Raw genomic sequence first — 16,248 nt, forward strand, 5'->3', positions numbered from 1 at the left:
GGTTTATAGTATTGATTTTATTGGTATATCTAACTAAATGATACCTTATAATAAGGCCTTGACTTATTTTATAAAATAATATAATATAAGTATACTATATCTAAAAACTATATTTAGATATAGTATATATATTTTAATATGTTAAAATCAATAGTATACAAACAAAAAGAAGATCGTGATCGCCTCTTGACTAAAAGCTATATAGAACGCCTTAAAGGAGAAAAAGCTGACCAATTAATTGCTTCTGACCTCATAAAGGTTATTCTTGGACCCAGGCGAGCTGGAAAGTCGGTTTTTGCTTTAAGGCTTTTAAAAGACAAAAAATTCGCTTATTTTAACTTTGATGATGAGGCTTTTGCGGGACAAGAAAGAATTGATCTTGATGAGCTTTTAACAGAGCTTAAGGTTGTCTATGGAGATACTAAATACTTACTCTTTGATGAAATACAAAATCTTGATAAATGGGAACTCTTTGTTAATCGTCTGCACCGCTTAGGTTATAATCTTGTAATTACTGGCTCAAACGCCCAACTGCTTTCCCAAGAACTAGCCACTCACCTAACTGGTAGGCATATACCGATAGAAATAATGCCTTTTTGTTTTAAAGAAATGCTAATTGCCAAAGAATATGATTACTCAACAGATAAACTTTTTATTCCCCAAGAAAAAGCCGACCTGTTAAAGCACTTAAACGACTTTTTAATAAACGGTGGCTATCCGGAAGTTATTACCAAAGAACTTGAACCTCGCGGTTATCTTGATGTATTGTTTGACGCGGTATTATTTAAAGATGTAGTAAAAAGACATAAAGTCCGTTTTTCTGAACAACTTAATAATCTTGGATCTTACCTAATGAATAATTTCGCAGGGCTTTATGACATGAGTAAATTAGCTGGATTTCTTGACTTTAAAAGTAAGATAACCTTAGATAATTATTTGGGTTATTTAAAAGAAGCTTATCTGATATTCTCTTTAGAAAACTACTCGGCTAAAGCCAGAGAAAGGATAAGAGCACCAAGAAAAATTTATGTAGTGGATAATGGCTTTATAACAGCCAAGGCCGTACAACATTCTCCCAATAACGGAAAGCTTCTGGAAAACCTGGTTTTTAATGAAATAGTAAAAAAAGGTAAACGTCCTAATCTTGATCTTTTTTATTATAAAACCAAGAATGGAAAAGAAGTGGACTTTTTACTTAAAGAAGGATATAAATTAAAACAATTAATACAAGTTACTTATGACACCTCCGCTAAAGAAACCGAGGAAAGAGAAATAAAAGCGCTAATTGAAGCAGGACAAGAGCTGGGAGTTAAGGACTTACTAGTTATAACCTATAACGAAAAACGTGAAGTTAAAAAACAAGGAAAAACCGTAGTTTTCTTACCATTTTGGGAGTGGGCTTATAAAACAACTTAAAAGAATAAAAATAAAATTAATTTAAATCAAAATATTTAAAGTTATTTAAAGACTCTCCATCTTCTCTTTTAATTTAATCAAAGCCTCTTGATTATCTTTAAGTTTAATTGTTTCCTCTTCAATAATCTTAGCTGGAGCCTTTTGTTTAAATTCTTCATTAGACAATCTTTGTGTTTGAGCTAAAATCAAACTCTCTAGTTTAGTTGTTTCTTTATCAAGTCTTTGCTTTTCGGCCTCCTTATCTACCGGTACATCAAGATAAATATCTACACCGCTAATCGTTGTGTATAAAGCCCTTTCTATGGCTGAGCCGCTTTCTTTAATAACCACTTCTTCAAGACCGGTTCTTAAAGCCACTATTAAATGACTGTTCTCTCTAAGCTCCTGGGCTCTTTTAGATGAATAAAGATAAGCTTTGATTTTTTGTCCGGGTGGTACCTTATGTTCGCTTCTTAAATTACGGATAGCTATAATAACCTCTTTAACCAAACCAATAGCTAACTCTGCTTGCTTATAGTCCTCTTCTTTTTTTACAACTACTGTCTTATTATTTATCATTTCCTCATTCATTATATTAGTTATCTCCTCTTCTTTAGGCCAAGAAGAGATCATAAGTAATTTTTTCTCCGAATTATCTTGCTGTAGATAATCCCACATAACTTCCGTAACAAAAGGCGTAAAAGGATGCCAAAGTCTTAAAAGAGTCGTAAAAACTTTTCGTAACTTAGTCGTTTTATCTGTAGCTGGTTCAAACTTAGCCATTTCAAGATACCAATCTGCCAAATCATCCATTGTAAAGCTCTTTAAAACTTCTCCGGCACCGGAAAAATCGTAACGCTCTATTCTTTGCCCCACTTCTTTAACGGTAGCTTTAAGCCTGGACTCTAACCAAAGATCGGCTGGACTGTTACGAGAACCGATGCTTTCTTTTTGATTATCTTTTTGATCATCTCCTTTGTCCCCAGCTTTATCTTCTTCTCTATCTCCATCTTCCTCCCTGGTTATAATATAACGACCAATATTCCAAAGCTTGTTAATAACATTTCTAAAACCAGCTATCTTTTCTTCACTTAAACGCGTATCCACACCAGGTGTGTTCCCGATTAAAAGAGATAACCTCACCGCGTCTGCTCCATATTGCTCACTAACCATCACTGGATCAATACCATTGCCTTTAGATTTACTCATCTTCTTCCCGTCTTTATCTAATATCATACCATGGAGATAAACGGTTTTAAAGGGTACTTCGTTTAAAGCAAACAAAGACATCATAATCATCCGAGAAACCCAAAGAGTTATTATCTCATAACCTGTCTCTAAAACATCGGTTGGATGAAATTTTAATAAATCGCCCGATTTCTTATTATTTTTATAATTATCCGGCCAACCTAGGGTGGAAAAGGTCCACATACCGGAAGAAAACCAAGTATCTAAAACATCGCTATCTCTAATCCAACCTTCTGTCTGGGGCTCTTCTAGTCCAACAAAAACTTCCCCGTCTTTATACCAAGCCGGTATAGTGTGCCCAAACCAAATTTGACGACTAATGCACCAATCGTTAAGATTTTCCATCCAATCGCAATATCTTTTATGAAAACGTTCTGGCACAAAAGAAATCTCTTGTTCTTTAGCTATGGCAAAAGCTTTTTGTTTAAGAGAAAGTCCGTTAAAACGTTCTAACGGCTTATCTACTCCAACAAACCATTGCTTGGAAGGCAGGGGCTCTATGGGGGTATCGCAACGATAACAAACAGAAAGATTATGAGATAAAGTTTCTTCTTGTGTTAAAAGATTATTTTGTCGCAAACTTTCTACTATTTTAGTCCTAGCTTCTTTAATAGATAGTCCTGAATAAGATCCGAGATTTGTTCCGATTAAACCTTGCTCATTAATAACTTTAATAATCGGTACATAGTGTTTTTCTGCCAAGCGCCAGTCAATCGCCGAATGGGCTGGGGTAACACCCAGAGCGCCGGTACCAAAAGCCATGTCTACCTCACGATCCGCAATGATCTTTATGGTTAAACTTTGTCCGCAAAATTCTCCCTTAAACTCTTGTCCGACATATTGACTATATCTCTCATCTTTAGGGTTAACCGCTACCGCTGTATCTCCTAACTTTGTCTCCGGACGAGTGGTGGAAATGGCGATCGGGAAATCTGGCCAATATTTAAAAGTGTATAGGGTTGTTTCTTCTTCACGATACTCAACTTCATCATCGGCTAAGGTGGAATGACAACGAGGACACCAGTTAACAATTCTCTCTCCACGATAAATAACCCCAGCCTGATACATGTCAACAAACATTTGCTTAACCGCCTTTTGTCTTTGTTCATCCAAAGTAAAAGCCAAACGAGACCAATCTAAAGAAGCACCCATGCGCCTGAACTGAGAAAGAATAGTCCCCTGGGTTTGCCCTAAGAACTCCCAAACTTTTTCCAAAAACTTTTCTCGACCTAAATCATGTCTAGTCTGTCCGGTGGAAGCGTGTAAATGTTTTTCCACTACTGCTTGAGTCGCAATGGCCGCATGGTCCGTACCAGGTAACCAAAGAGTCCGAAAGCCTTTCATTCTATGATAACGAATTAAAAGATCCTGGATAGCCAACATAGAAGCATGTCCAAGATGAAGTTTATCTGTTACATTAGGCGGAGGCAGGATAAGGGTATAGGTAGGAGCACTATCGGGCAAGGGTAAATTGTCTGGATTATAATAACCGGAATCCTCCCATTTTTTATTAATAACCTCCTCATGATCTTTTGCCTGATAAGCCTTGGGAATATCTTTCATAAAACAATTAAAATTAATCTTAAAACTAAACCTGTTTCTTAATTATTAGCAAAAATAAGGGTATTTTGCAAGCTAAGGCTTAAAGATTGTTGCCTGTCACCACAATACCTCTCTGCTGCCATCCTAACAGTTAAAAAGAAATGAAAATAAATATTCCCTACCTCGTAGGAAGAACTTTATAAGCTCTAATAAAAACACCTCAACTTATTGAGGTGTTTTGGTATTAAATACTAAAAAAATAAAATCAGTTCTTAAGACAGCGCACCCCATACCCGTGGGTCTGAGGAACATTATCGCGGTAAACCCTCGCCTCGTATGAACCCAAGCCACGTCTCCAAGCCGAACCCCCGGAAGGAGAAGATGACCACAGATTCGCGTACATGGAACGACTGCTGAACGACGAGCCATTCGTATCTCGAAGGCCGGCAGGAAGAGCAGAAAAACCAGAAGTGTCAGTACCAAAGTTGGCGTAGTAATCCCAACGAGGGTGATCACTTGTTGGTATGCCTGGGGGAGGACTTCCATTAACTGTACGCTCTGATTTAAGTCTTCTACCTTCGTCTGTGCCTCGCCAACTACTAGTATCAGCTTGTGCTTGACTCACACCAAGATACATTTCCATGATTTTAAATTCATCGTCTGTTGGGATGTGCCAACCTGTCGGGCAAATGCCTTGGACTCCCGGAGTGGTAGATCCATTCATAGCAGCTGCCCAGGTGTAGAGAGAACCGTCGGTAGCACAAATTACTTCACTATTGGAATAACATGATCTTCCTAAACCATTGTCTGAAACTGAAGCGGTGGGGCAAGGAGGGCTACCTCCACCATTAATACAAGTACCGTTTGGTCTAATCTTAGTGTTAAGATTCTCTTTCATCCAACATTGAGATCCAATTTGGACAGTGTTGTAAGCATTGCCATCCAGATCATTGATTATTGTTTGTCCACATTGAAACATGCCTGAAGGAGAGTATGTAACTGTGGTAGAAGTGGTAGCTGGGGAGTTGGGAGCTTGGGTACCAAGACAGGTTGATATAATATAACTTTGTCCTGAATTTACTTGGGTATAGGTATAGTCATTATCCGGACAACCCCCGTCTGTATGAGGAGTAGGGTTATTTGGTACTTTGCCCATATAAACTACTCCACCGGCTTCAAAGGTAGCTCCAGGGGAAAAGTTATCTGCTTCAGGGTATGAGTTATTATTAGCATAATATAGCTCTAGAGCATTAGCCATAGCTTTTAGATCATTTAATCTTTTAGCGTCTCTAGCACTAGTTCTAGAGTTACCTAGGGCTACTACTACTAAAGTAGATAATATACCTATGATGGCTATGACTACTAATAATTCTATTAGGGTGAAGGCTTTTGGTTTATTGGTGTAACCAATTAAGGCGTAAGATGTCTTATTTACTTTATTCTTTAGTAAAAACATAAGGAGATATAACCATAAACTTAATACTATTATAATAACATGAAAAAGGATGATTCGCCAATAGCTGCAAATTGACAAAATAGATAATGTTTAATAGGATATAAGAAATCAAAAAGGTTATAAAATGCGAAAAAAAATAAGACTAATTGTAATAATTGCGGCCTCAATCATTATAATAATAGGCTCATCTACAATATTACCACCTCCCCTAGCTGAGGAGCTTATAAGAACAATAACAGCCTTATCAATAATAACAGCTGTATTGATCTTTAGTTTAATACTAAATGGTGTAGGGTGCATTATAATAACTCTTCCTTATTGTCTATATGATAAAATACGATATAGATACAGAAAGAGCTAAAATTTAAATGAGGATATATTGTCCTCATTTTTTGCTATATATAAAGAAATTTGCTAATATAATAATATAACTGATTATAAAAAGATTATGATTAATCCAAGAAAACCAGCTGGCTTTCATGAATTTCTGCCCCCAGAGCAGTTGTCTTTTGATGCTATGGTGGCTGTTATTAAAGCCTCTTATGAAAGTCACGGTTATACCCCAATTGAAACTCCGGCCTTAGAGTTAGCCGAGGTTTTACACGCCAAAGAAGGTGGGGAAACCGCCAAACAGGGCTACCAGTTTACTAAAGGAGACACTAAGCTAGCTCTGCGTTTTGATCTAACCGTTCCCCTAGCTCGTTATGTAGCCGAACACTACCATGATCTGGCTTTACCTTTTAGAAGATACCAAATCCAAAATGTTTGGAGAGCAGAAAAACCTCAAGCCGGTCGTTACCGACAATTCTATCAGTGCGACATTGATATTATCGGGACAGATAGTGCTACCGCCGACGCAGATATTTTAATTACTATGAACGGAACCATGCAAGCTTTAGGTTTAGAAAAATCTTTAATTAGACTCAATAATCGTCTACTGATGTCTGGACTTATTATTGCCCTTAAAGCAGAAAAAAATAATACGGAAATTCTTAGACTCTTGGATAAAATGGATTCTCAAGGACCCGCTAAACTTAAAAAATCTTTAATAAATATTGGTCTTAATAAAAAACAAGCAGATACTTTAGTTAAGCTCGCCGGCTTAAAAGGTAGTATTGAACAAATTACTAAAGCTTTAAAATCCGAAGATCTTTATAATACAAATATAGACGAAGGACTTGGAAGACTTAGAAGAATTTGTGAACTACTTAAGGCTGCCGGTCTTTCTTCTAAAAATTACCAAATAGATTTAGGTATTGTCCGCGGTTTAGATTACTACACCGGCATGGTTTATGAAATAATTTTAACGGATAAAAAAGAGATAGGTTCGGTTGGTGGTGGAGGAAGATATGATAACTTAATAGGTTATTACAAAAAAGATAATGTTCCAGGTGTAGGTGGTTCCATTGGTTTATCCAGACTCTTTGCCGCCCTCTCCGAAGAAAGTAAAGACGGACAAGGGTGTCCGGCCGATGTTATGGTAACCGCTCTTTCTTCAGATCTTTTACCATATGCCTTTAAAGTAGCCGCCACCTTAAGAGTAACTGGTATTAACGTATTTATTTACCCCAAAGACGGCAAAATAGCTAAACAACTCTCTTACGCGGATAAACTAGGCATTCCCCTAGTAGCGGTCTGCGGAGAAGAGGAAGAGAAAAAAACCAAAGTAACGATTAAAAACTTAGAAACCGGAGAACAAGAAACTGTATCACTTAAACAAGCTGCTAAGTTTTGTAAGAGTTAAGTAATATAACTATTTAAATAAATGAATTGGTTTTTAATTGCTCTCATAGGACCCTTTCTTTGGTGCATAAGTAATTACATAGATAAATATCTTTTAAGTAGCTACTTTAATAAAGTAGGTATCGGAGCTTTGATTATTTTTTCCGCCTTGATAGGTTTAATAGTATCTCCTTTAATATTGTTATTTAAACCGGAGGTTCTTATTATCGGTGGAAATGAAATAATTTGGATGATAACGGCCGGCATTATCTTAATGCTGAGTTTCTTGCTTTATTTATATGCCCTTGATAAAGATGAAGCTTCCATTGTTGCGCCTCTTTTTCAAACCATCCCGATTTTTCTTTATATCCTGGGCTACATTTTTTTAAAAGAAACATTATCATCAATACAGCTATCAGGAGGATTTCTAATTATGATCGGAGGCATTGCTATCGCTTGGAACATTGAACTTCGTAAGCTTAAGGGTTATATATTTTTAATGATGATGGTAGCTTCTTTACTGCTGGCTGCCGAGGGGACCATCTTTAAAGTTATTGCCCTGGAAACTGATTTTTGGACAGTGGTTTTTTGGCAGTATATAGGAGCAACTCTATTTGGAGCCTTACTGCTCTTTATCCCGAATTACCGAAGACAATTTTTCTCTTTATGGAAAAAACATAAAGCCGCTCTACTAAGTATTAATTTTATCAATGAAGCCATAACCACCATCGGAATCCTAACCTTTCGTTTCGCTATGTTGCTGGCACCCTTGGCTTTAGTTCAAATGGTTAACGGGTTTCAGCCGCTTTTCTTATTAGTTATAGGTCTACTTCTAACAAAGTTCTGGCCTAAAATAACTAAAGAAAGAATAGATAAAAAACACCTTATTCATAAACTAACTGCTATTATAATAATGATTGCGGGATCTTTTATGATAAACTTCTAAGAAAGATGAACCTAATTTATTTTTTTAATGCAGTAATTAAACAAAGTACTAAAAATTTCTCTTAATTGTCCTCTCCTTTCCTGACTATCTTGATTAACATTTATATCAATCAGTAAAGCACCTATACATCTTTCGGCCATATTAAAGAAAAAAGCTTTTTTAAAATTACTATCTTGAGCTAGGGTCTTTATCTTAAGATAACCGTTAAACCATTCTTCAAGATGTTTAATCACCTCTTTAGATGATATATCAGGTGAAGACATACTCTGAAAGATCGCCCAAATATGAAAAGTCGTGTCATAGTATTTGGGACGATAAGACCAAAGAAGATTTGACATTAAAATATAATCACCGTTAGGTAAAACAAAAATATCGTCTTTGGTGAGGTGCCCATGCATAAAAGACATAGGCGCAAAAGAAGCCGCTTGTGCGGCTACGATTAAAAACTCTTCTGTTAAGCTAATTTCTTTATTAGTTAAAAATCCTCTACTCTCGGCAATAGATAACCAATGGGAGACCCTTCTGTTTATAAATACCAAAGTACTTGTTTCAGTATCAACAGGTGCCCAAAAAGCCCTATTAAGACAGCCCCTACTGTATTCCTCGTAGAAAGAACAAAAAGAAGCTATCTCATCCTCTTTAAGTGGCCAATTTTTGTAAATTTTTTCGCCTTCAATATATTCGCAAATCAAATAACCATAACCCGTATTTTCTTCCCATTTTTCTCCGGCATAAAAAGCTGGTAACCCAACAACTTGGCTTTGGTTTTGATTATTAAAAGCCTCTATAATATCCACTTCTTGAACTGAAAGTTTGAGAAATTGAATTTTTAAAACAGCTGGTTTTTTCTTCCACTTTCCTTTATAAATAACACTGCCTATTTTATCTTTATCATAAATCTGTCCACGAAAAATCTCCCTTTCAATAATAAAACCAGTTTTAATGGACAAGGCCTCGGTAATCTCTTTAACATACTCATCCGTTCGTGTATAAGAAAAGTACTGCTCAGTTATCTGATTAGACATATAATTATTTCTTAACCACCACCAACTTATCCTTGGAAAACTTACCCAAAGTAACGGTTATGTTGTTAGTGGAGACAGCAAATTCTTCAGCTAAGAAGTTAACCAAAGCTTCATTGGCTTTACCTTTTTCCGGAGCGACTTGCAAATCTATCTTAACCACTCCATCCGCCAAAACAGACTTGACTCTGGTTTGCTTAGCGCTTGCATGAACCTTAACAGCTATGGTTATCTCGCCTTTTGTCTCCAGGGCCTCTTTTAGATCTTCCAGCATAAATTATGGGTTATAAATATTAATTAATGGTTATTAATTTAATTATACTATTATACTACTATACTACTGAGCATGTTCACTAAAGACCAAGGCATTAGGGATAGCTCGTCCCGGACCCAGAAGATAACGATCATTGTACATTAGAGCGGTAGATCCTCCACCGTCCATATTAATGGCATATTCCATACCCAAGGCTTGGCTAACTTGTGCCACCTCAGGTACGGTGGAACGATGGGCTACGATTAGGTAAAGCTTGTTATTAGCATACCCAACAGCGTGCCTGGTTGATTTAACCGTTCTTTGCGACTCATTAACTTCCCAGTCTATTAAATAATTAAGACCATTCTCAATCATACGTGGCTTGTTACCAAAAGCCGCCTGCAAAGTAACTCCGTAATTAAGCTCAAAATCCGCTACTGACTTAAATTCCCTGCTGTCTTTAAAGTAATAGAAACGATTATTGGTATCAAAAGCCATGATTGGTCCGGTGGTCCAATATTTTAACTGATCTTCATTAATGAAAACCCTTTTTAAGGAATTATAAACCGGGAAAAAATAATAATTTCTTTTGGAGGCTGAAGTGTCAAAATAAGTGCCGTTCATGGCGGCAAAACCAAAGCCTTCTTCATAATAATGCGCCAAAGAACGAGCCGGACAACTAGACTGACAATTAGCCGCCGAAGCAGTTAAGGTATGAATTTTTAATTTTGGATTACTTAGATCAATAGTAATAACATCAGTTAAGAAAGAGCCGTAGGTTTCAGTCTGAACAGTTTTTCTTTCATAAGAATGATAAGGACTATTAACATTTGTACCGGCCCGTCTAACGGTAGATAAATCTCTAACCGTAATACCTAAACCAAGTTCTCTCATAATAGCAAAAGCGTCATGGGGACGACCAAGAAAATATTTACGCAAATTAACTGGATTAATATACCAAGCTTCACCGTTTTTCTCCACCTGCAGCACTATGCGTCCAGCTAAAGAACGAGCTAAATCAAGATCTTTTACTTCAGGATCATTAACTGAAGACAAACGGTTAAAGTTAGCTTCATTAATACCTAAGCCAAGCTCTCTCATAATAGCAAAAGCGTCATGGGGACGACCCAAGAAATAACGACGCTTTTCTGTTGGGTTAACATACCAAGCTTCACCGTTTTGTTCCACACTTAAAACAATTCGTCCAGCTAAACGATCTGTTATGGTCTGAGCCCCTGCTGGTCTAATAAAAATAAAAACAGCCGAGAAGATAAAGATTGATAATATATAAAATTTATAATTCATACAATTTTTATTTTAATACAATAATTGAAATTTTAGAATATCCCATGTCGTTTATTGTCGGGATGCCGAGAATTGAACTCGGTCTACACGCACCCGAAGCGTGCGTACTACCGGTATACTACATCCCGGCAAGGATTGTTTTAACAACCCTTAAACTAAGATTTTTATTTATCTCTTAGCTTTTTTCCTTGGCTCCCTTAAACAAGGTATTTAGAGCATAGCTGAAAACAGACAAAATAATACTAAACAAAACCGCAGTCCAAAAACCTTCAACCGTAAAACCTTGGACAACCGAAGAAACCAACATAATTAACAAGGCGTTGATAACAAAAGTAAAAAGACCCAGAGTTAAAATATTTATCGGCAAAGTTAAAAGTACCAAGATTGGACGCAAGACCGCGTTGACCAAGCCTAAGAATAGAGCCGCCCAAAGAGCCGCCCAAAGACCGCTAACGGTAACTGTCGGTAAAAAATAACCAATTAGCATAATACCAACCGTGGCAATTAGCCACTTAATAAGAATATTCATATTTTTAAATTAACTATTAATTAAAGATAAATAAAGATTAAACAAAACCTCTCCCCTATTTCTTGTTAAGCAGTTCGTCATTACGGATAATAAACTTAATGACAAAATATAAGAACACCATGACAATAATAAAGGTTAGGGCCGCACTAAGAATTATGCCGATATCAAAAACCGTACCGTTAATTGTATAACGAAGATCATCAAAAACATCTGGTAGGAAAAACTTAATAGCCGGTGTAAAAACACCCTTAACAAAGGAGTCCACTAAATCTTTGGAGGCTTGAGCTGTAATTACTCCAATAGCCAATCCTAAAACCGAATACTTTCTCATGAACTCAATCAAGCCCTGAGAAAAGCTTTTACCAGTTTTACTTATTTTCTTAACTTGTTCAAACATATAAACAGTTTACCATAAAATCAGAGAGAAAACAAGCAAAACAAACGCCTAACCCAGGTTGACAAAATAATTTCAAACTGCTTGAATTAAGATAACAAAAATCAAAAAGGAGAAAGAGGTGATACAAGCACAAAGCTCTATTTATCCACCGAATATAGGCGGAGAAGTACAAGAAGAAGTTTTTAAAAAAGGACTTCGAGACATTACTGTTTATGGTTACATTTATAACCATAAAGAAGATCAAGAATCCTTTTTTAGTTCTTTAGAAAATGGGCTAAGAGATCCACGCAATAAAGGAACTCTTAATTTTTATAACCAACGCGATAAAGAAATCATCTGGGAACATGCCCCAATGGATGGTTACCGAAATCCCTTTAAAGTGGAATTATCCACTGAAGAGGGGCAAAAAATTAGCTATCATATATATGGAAATCATAAGCTGATTGAACAGATCGAGTATGAGTTTAAATACATGTACTGCCCCGAAAGAAGATCATATGAAGCAATCAGGGTTTTTGGATGTCCTTTGTATATAGAAAAAAATGACGATAAATATTTTAAAATAAAAATCGTCATTACTGATTTATTTGTTTCTCCTATAACCTGTAAAAACAGTATTTTTTCAGATAAAAGGAGTGTTTTAATAGAGTAGAGAATTTAAATCAAAGCGGAATAGTTTAGTTCCGCTTTTTATTTTTAGCTCAATAAGAGAACCATCTTTTTATATAAACCCCCTAGACAACAACTCTTTTAATTAAAGGGTTAAGTCTGGTAACTATTTCGTAGTTAATTGTTTTGTTTAGATCGGCCAGATCCTGGGCTGAAATTGACAGACGACCACTTTTTCCTATTAAAACCACCTGATCTCCCACACTAACATTCTTTATTTTGGTAATATCAAAACAAATCATGGACATGGAAACCCGGCCAACGATCTTAGCCTCTTGTCCATTAATTAACACCCTCCCAACCGAAGATAATGCTCTTGGTAGACCATGCCAGTAACCAACTGGTAAAACCGCTATTTTAGAGCCTGGAGATAATTTTTCAGTTAAATCATAGCCAGTTCGTCCACCCTTGGGTAAATCTTTAATTTGTGCCACTACACTCTTCCATGATAAAACCGGTTTTAATTTTATCTTTTTAGACAAAGATTTTTGGGTTTCTTGAGACGGCCAAAGACCATATAAACCGATACCGACCCGGACCATATTAAAATGACTTTCCGGAAAAATCATAGTACCACCGGTGGCCGCAGCATGTTTAAGAGGTATATTAAAACCAGCTTCTTCAAAAAGCAAAATTACTTTCTTAAACTCTTTAATCTGTCTCTTGGTTTCTCTTAAACTAGACGGATCTTTAGCTGAAGAAAAGTGTGTATAAAGACCTTCAATAATAACCGGTAGATTATATTTTTTAAGATAAGTGATCAAAGCCGGAACTTCTTCAACTAAAAAACCTTGTCTATGCATACCAGTATCTATCTTAAGATGAATTCTTAACGGTCTAGCTAAACTCTTAAGAGATTTAATAGCTTTAAGCGCAGAAAAATCTGCAATGGTTATAGCTATTCGATTTTGGGCAGCTGAAGGAATTTTTTCAGGCAAGGTATACCCCAAAACCAAAATAGAAGACTTAAAACCAGCCTTCCTTAAACTCTCCGCCTCAATTGCCGAATCAACACCCAGCCAGTCTGCTCCCAACTTAACTACCAAATTGGCAAAGTCCAAAAGACCATGTCCATACGCATTAGACTTAACTACAGCCATTAACAAACAAGTCGGCTTAAGAAGACGCCTAAAAGAATTATAATTATTTTTTAGAGCTTGTCTGTCTATCTCAATCCAAGTCCTTAGACCCATAGCCTCTTTTGGTTTCATATTAAGTTTTTAGCTTTTTATTCTTTATAATTAAATAAAGCCATTTTTCATCCCTACCGCGTCGCATATCAATAATCTCAAACATAGAATTTTTAAAGATATCTTTTAGTAACTCTTCGTTGTAATAATAGAAGTATCTTGGATCATCCATTTTTTCCGTTGTTATTTCTTCACCTTCCCCAGCTTTAAGAGAAAGAGCCGCAAAACCCTGATCCTTTAAAATAACCGATATATTGTTAATCATTTTCTTAAAGACTTCTAAAGAAGCGTGCAATAAAACGCCATTAGCAAAGAAGCCATCAAAATTATTAATCCAGTCTTGTCTTGGCTCATCTCTAAAATCAAATTCAAAAGTCGAAAAACCTTCTTTGGATAATCTTTCGAGAGCCTGAGGAATTATATCGGTACAAACGACACTATAACCCTTTTTAACAAAATACCTAGCATCCCGACCTGAAGCCGAACCGATTTCCAAAATCTTAGACCCTAAGGTAAGTTGATTAAGAAAATTATCCATCCAAGCCTTGGGTTCTCCACCTGGCTCAGAAACTGTTTTTTGTAAATATTTATCAAAATTATTACGATAGGTTTCTATTGTTTGTTCATAATGATTATTTTCCATAAACCTATCCTTCAACAATCTCTTTAAGTTTTTCAAGGGCCTTTGGCCACATGTCTTCAAAACTGTCTTGGTATTCATTTGGTATGCCAATCATCTCAATTAATAATTCAGTTTCTCCATTATGATCTACGAAAGTATAGTTTTCAAAAATATTCTCTCCCAAAGTCCAAGGTTTTTTAAGACCATCGTTAATCTCTCCCAAGTGTTCAATTGAGACAAAATCATAGGGCCGGTTTTCAGCAATCCTAGAATACATACCACCCTCTTTCCCATCAGGTCCGGGAGCGAGAAACTCTATCTCACTACCTTGTTCCCAATTACCTTTAAAATAAGAGCCTAGTGAAAAAGCCTCTGTCCATGCCCGATAAGTCTCATCCGAGAGCATAACGTCCCAAACTTTTTGCTTAGGAGCTTTAATTACAATTTTATAGTTAAGAGTTATCATAATATTAAAATTAATTATTAAATTAGTTTATTCTTATAAATAAAATAAACACCTCAACCTATTGAGGTGTTTAATCAACACGACGATATTTAGATGAAACCCCAGTTGAACCTATCTGAGTAACCTTACCATCAGCTTCCAACTCATCCATATAACGAACAACAGTGGCTGAAGAAACTCCAAGGGCTTTACGAATATCAGAATTGGTTAATTCCGGACTAGTTTCAAGTAAAACTAGTATTTTAGACTTATTCTGCTCTTTAACTATAGACTGCTTCAAAAAAAAGGCGGGAGCATCTGGACTGGTTTTTCCTTTATCTACAGCCTTATCTGTATCTATGGTCTTATTCTCTGCCCCAGAAAAAGGCCGCCTAACAACTAAAAAGATAATTAACGCCAAAATGGCAATTATGAGTATGATAAGAAAATATGTCATAAAATAATATTATATAACTAGTATATCATAACTTGGAGATAGTGTGAAATACGTTGACTTAATTAGCGCAATATGATTATATTAGTAAAAAAATCAGCACATGAAAAATAGAAGAAAAAATACTACAATGCCTCGTTGTTATGATTTAACTTTTGAGGCAAACTCTCTTACTCTCTACCTTTCCTTGGAAAAATGGGTTATTGAACCATTAAAAGAGCTGCTCCTAGCGGAAACCAGGTTTAATGAATATTTTTTTAAAGAACATGGTGGAGACAAATCCATCTTCATGGATTTTGCAGTACCAAATAAATCATTTGGTTATAAAAATTCATTCATTTGGCATAAAGAAAATGAACATGAATTTATTTATAAACATCAAATACAACCAATGATAGTACAGGGCGATCAAACTTGTCCAAAATGCGAGGGTACAAAGATTGATAAAGATTCTCACTTTGCTTGTTATACTTGTAGAAAAACTGGTAAAGAATTCATTCACACAGACTACAATATAAATGACTTCATGTTGAGCCTTTATCCGGTGATAAATTCACTGAATAAAGCATTAATTCAAAGTTCTTGTGATAATGAGGGAGAGAAATATTGGAAACCGAAAACTAGAAGAAAGCAAAATATGGCTTTTGATTATACAGATTCTATCGGTATATGTAATTGTAGAATATATGCTTGGATCAGTAATAGTCTAAGAGATTTCACAAAAAAAATGACTGCCGAAGATGACCAAAAGGTTGTTAATGCCATGGGCAAGGTTGAAGGCTTTGTATATTTACGAGAAATCACACCTAGTTATGGATTTGAATTATTTAACTCTGAAGAACACTTAATGTTAAGAGTTCCCGGCAATGCCTGTAGCCTTTCGACAAGGAATCATGGAATAGCTTGGCTAGACTATAATATAGGCATAAATTTATATCCGCATAATATAGACACCAGGTTCCAACAACTCAGCTTCTTAGCTGGTCTGGCAAAAATAAACCATCTATATAAGGATAAGGTTAAAAAATAAGGTTAAAGATGAATAATAATGAA

16 protein-coding genes and 1 tRNA gene are annotated in these 16,248 nt (G+C 35.9%); 5 read left to right on the forward strand and 12 right to left on the reverse strand.

Annotated features, from left to right (window positions below; translation table 11 throughout):
• Positions 1 to 138 precede the first annotated feature (138 nt).
• The gene (locus tag QY321_03350; protein ID WKZ24628.1) at positions 139 to 1,416 is read left to right on the forward strand and encodes an ATP-binding protein; all 1,278 of its coding nucleotides are present in this window, start codon (positions 139 to 141) and stop codon (positions 1,414 to 1,416) included.
• A 45-nt stretch (positions 1,417 to 1,461) separates the two neighbouring features.
• On the opposite strand, the gene QY321_03355 is transcribed toward QY321_03350, so the two are convergent.
• On the reverse strand, positions 1,462 to 4,206 hold the full coding sequence (locus tag QY321_03355) for a valine--tRNA ligase (protein WKZ24629.1): 2,745 nt from the start codon (positions 4,204 to 4,206) through the stop codon (positions 1,462 to 1,464).
• Positions 4,207 to 4,450: 244 nt separating this feature from the next.
• The gene (locus QY321_03360) at positions 4,451 to 5,641 is read right to left on the reverse strand and encodes an FISUMP domain-containing protein (GenBank protein ID WKZ24630.1); all 1,191 of its coding nucleotides are present in this window, start codon (positions 5,639 to 5,641) and stop codon (positions 4,451 to 4,453) included.
• Positions 5,642 to 6,089: 448 nt separating this feature from the next.
• Here QY321_03360 and hisS point away from each other — a divergent pair, with 448 nt between their 5' ends.
• Entirely contained in the window at positions 6,090 to 7,385 is a 1,296-nt protein-coding gene (hisS, locus tag QY321_03365) for a histidine--tRNA ligase (protein ID WKZ24631.1), read from the forward strand.
• 21 nt (positions 7,386 to 7,406) lie between these two features.
• Positions 7,407 to 8,309 (forward strand): EamA family transporter, encoded by a 903-nt coding sequence (locus QY321_03370; protein ID WKZ24632.1) that lies wholly within the window; start codon positions 7,407 to 7,409, stop codon positions 8,307 to 8,309.
• 11 nt (positions 8,310 to 8,320) lie between these two features.
• On the opposite strand, the gene QY321_03375 is transcribed toward QY321_03370, so the two are convergent.
• The 6 genes from QY321_03375 to QY321_03400 form a co-directional block, all read right to left on the reverse strand.
• Positions 8,321 to 9,334: a hypothetical protein gene (locus QY321_03375; protein WKZ24633.1), complete on the reverse strand. Its 1,014-nt coding sequence runs from the start codon at positions 9,332 to 9,334 to the stop codon at positions 8,321 to 8,323.
• Positions 9,335 to 9,338: 4 nt separating this feature from the next.
• On the reverse strand, positions 9,339 to 9,605 hold the full coding sequence (locus QY321_03380) for a DUF167 domain-containing protein (protein WKZ24634.1): 267 nt from the start codon (positions 9,603 to 9,605) through the stop codon (positions 9,339 to 9,341).
• A gap of 63 nt (positions 9,606 to 9,668) precedes the next feature.
• Positions 9,669 to 10,889, reverse strand: coding sequence for a phosphodiester glycosidase family protein (locus tag QY321_03385; GenBank protein WKZ24635.1), 1,221 nt, complete (start codon positions 10,887 to 10,889; stop codon positions 9,669 to 9,671).
• Positions 10,890 to 10,946: 57 nt separating this feature from the next.
• Positions 10,947 to 11,017: transfer RNA gene (locus tag QY321_03390), tRNA-Pro, on the reverse strand.
• Between the two features lie 47 nt (positions 11,018 to 11,064).
• The gene (locus QY321_03395) at positions 11,065 to 11,418 is read right to left on the reverse strand and encodes a phage holin family protein (protein ID WKZ24636.1); all 354 of its coding nucleotides are present in this window, start codon (positions 11,416 to 11,418) and stop codon (positions 11,065 to 11,067) included.
• Between the two features lie 55 nt (positions 11,419 to 11,473).
• Positions 11,474 to 11,815, reverse strand: a complete 342-nt coding sequence (locus QY321_03400; protein ID WKZ24637.1) for an MscL family protein — start codon at positions 11,813 to 11,815, stop codon at positions 11,474 to 11,476.
• Between the two features lie 118 nt (positions 11,816 to 11,933).
• On the opposite strand from QY321_03400, the gene QY321_03405 reads away from it, so the two are divergent.
• Positions 11,934 to 12,467, forward strand: coding sequence for a hypothetical protein (locus QY321_03405; protein WKZ24638.1), 534 nt, complete (start codon positions 11,934 to 11,936; stop codon positions 12,465 to 12,467).
• Between the two features lie 82 nt (positions 12,468 to 12,549).
• Here QY321_03405 and alr read toward each other — a convergent pair whose 3' ends face one another.
• The 4 genes from alr to QY321_03425 all read right to left on the reverse strand — a co-directional run bounded on the left by alr (position 12,550) and on the right by QY321_03425 (position 15,198).
• On the reverse strand, positions 12,550 to 13,695 hold the full coding sequence (gene alr, locus QY321_03410) for an alanine racemase (GenBank protein WKZ24639.1): 1,146 nt from the start codon (positions 13,693 to 13,695) through the stop codon (positions 12,550 to 12,552).
• A 1-nt stretch (position 13,696) separates the two neighbouring features.
• Complete coding sequence (locus QY321_03415) at positions 13,697 to 14,317, reverse strand: class I SAM-dependent methyltransferase (GenBank protein ID WKZ24640.1); 621 nt, start codon at positions 14,315 to 14,317, stop codon at positions 13,697 to 13,699.
• Between the two features lie 4 nt (positions 14,318 to 14,321).
• The gene (locus tag QY321_03420; protein WKZ24641.1) at positions 14,322 to 14,762 is read right to left on the reverse strand and encodes an SRPBCC domain-containing protein; all 441 of its coding nucleotides are present in this window, start codon (positions 14,760 to 14,762) and stop codon (positions 14,322 to 14,324) included.
• A gap of 70 nt (positions 14,763 to 14,832) precedes the next feature.
• On the reverse strand, positions 14,833 to 15,198 hold the full coding sequence (locus tag QY321_03425; protein WKZ24642.1) for a winged helix-turn-helix domain-containing protein: 366 nt from the start codon (positions 15,196 to 15,198) through the stop codon (positions 14,833 to 14,835).
• A gap of 100 nt (positions 15,199 to 15,298) precedes the next feature.
• Here QY321_03425 and QY321_03430 point away from each other — a divergent pair, with 100 nt between their 5' ends.
• Positions 15,299 to 16,225: a hypothetical protein gene (locus QY321_03430; protein ID WKZ24643.1), complete on the forward strand. Its 927-nt coding sequence runs from the start codon at positions 15,299 to 15,301 to the stop codon at positions 16,223 to 16,225.
• Positions 16,226 to 16,248 lie beyond the last annotated feature (23 nt).

This window comes from Patescibacteria group bacterium, assembly GCA_030583705.1.
In the GTDB taxonomy this organism is placed as follows: Bacteria; Patescibacteriota; Patescibacteriia; order Patescibacteriales; family Patescibacteriaceae; genus Patescibacterium.

Bases quoted from the DNA above. Each gene is read 5' to 3' on its own strand.
- QY321_03350 (WKZ24628.1), top strand. From the start codon at position 139: ATGTTAAAATCAATAGTATACAAACAAAAAGAAGATCGTGATCGCCTC.
- QY321_03355 (WKZ24629.1), bottom strand. From the start codon at position 4,206: ATGAAAGATATTCCCAAGGCTTATCAGGCAAAAGATCATGAGGAGGTT.
- QY321_03360 (WKZ24630.1), bottom strand. From the start codon at position 5,641: ATGTTTTTACTAAAGAATAAAGTAAATAAGACATCTTACGCCTTAATT.
- hisS (WKZ24631.1), top strand. From the start codon at position 6,090: ATGATTAATCCAAGAAAACCAGCTGGCTTTCATGAATTTCTGCCCCCA.
- QY321_03370 (WKZ24632.1), top strand. From the start codon at position 7,407: ATGAATTGGTTTTTAATTGCTCTCATAGGACCCTTTCTTTGGTGCATA.
- QY321_03375 (WKZ24633.1), bottom strand. From the start codon at position 9,334: ATGTCTAATCAGATAACTGAGCAGTACTTTTCTTATACACGAACGGAT.
- QY321_03380 (WKZ24634.1), bottom strand. From the start codon at position 9,605: ATGCTGGAAGATCTAAAAGAGGCCCTGGAGACAAAAGGCGAGATAACC.
- QY321_03385 (WKZ24635.1), bottom strand. From the start codon at position 10,889: ATGAATTATAAATTTTATATATTATCAATCTTTATCTTCTCGGCTGTT.
- QY321_03395 (WKZ24636.1), bottom strand. From the start codon at position 11,418: ATGAATATTCTTATTAAGTGGCTAATTGCCACGGTTGGTATTATGCTA.
- QY321_03400 (WKZ24637.1), bottom strand. From the start codon at position 11,815: ATGTTTGAACAAGTTAAGAAAATAAGTAAAACTGGTAAAAGCTTTTCT.
- alr (WKZ24639.1), bottom strand. From the start codon at position 13,695: ATGAAACCAAAAGAGGCTATGGGTCTAAGGACTTGGATTGAGATAGAC.
- QY321_03415 (WKZ24640.1), bottom strand. From the start codon at position 14,317: ATGGAAAATAATCATTATGAACAAACAATAGAAACCTATCGTAATAAT.
- QY321_03420 (WKZ24641.1), bottom strand. From the start codon at position 14,762: ATGATAACTCTTAACTATAAAATTGTAATTAAAGCTCCTAAGCAAAAA.
- QY321_03425 (WKZ24642.1), bottom strand. From the start codon at position 15,198: ATGACATATTTTCTTATCATACTCATAATTGCCATTTTGGCGTTAATT.
- QY321_03430 (WKZ24643.1), top strand. From the start codon at position 15,299: ATGAAAAATAGAAGAAAAAATACTACAATGCCTCGTTGTTATGATTTA.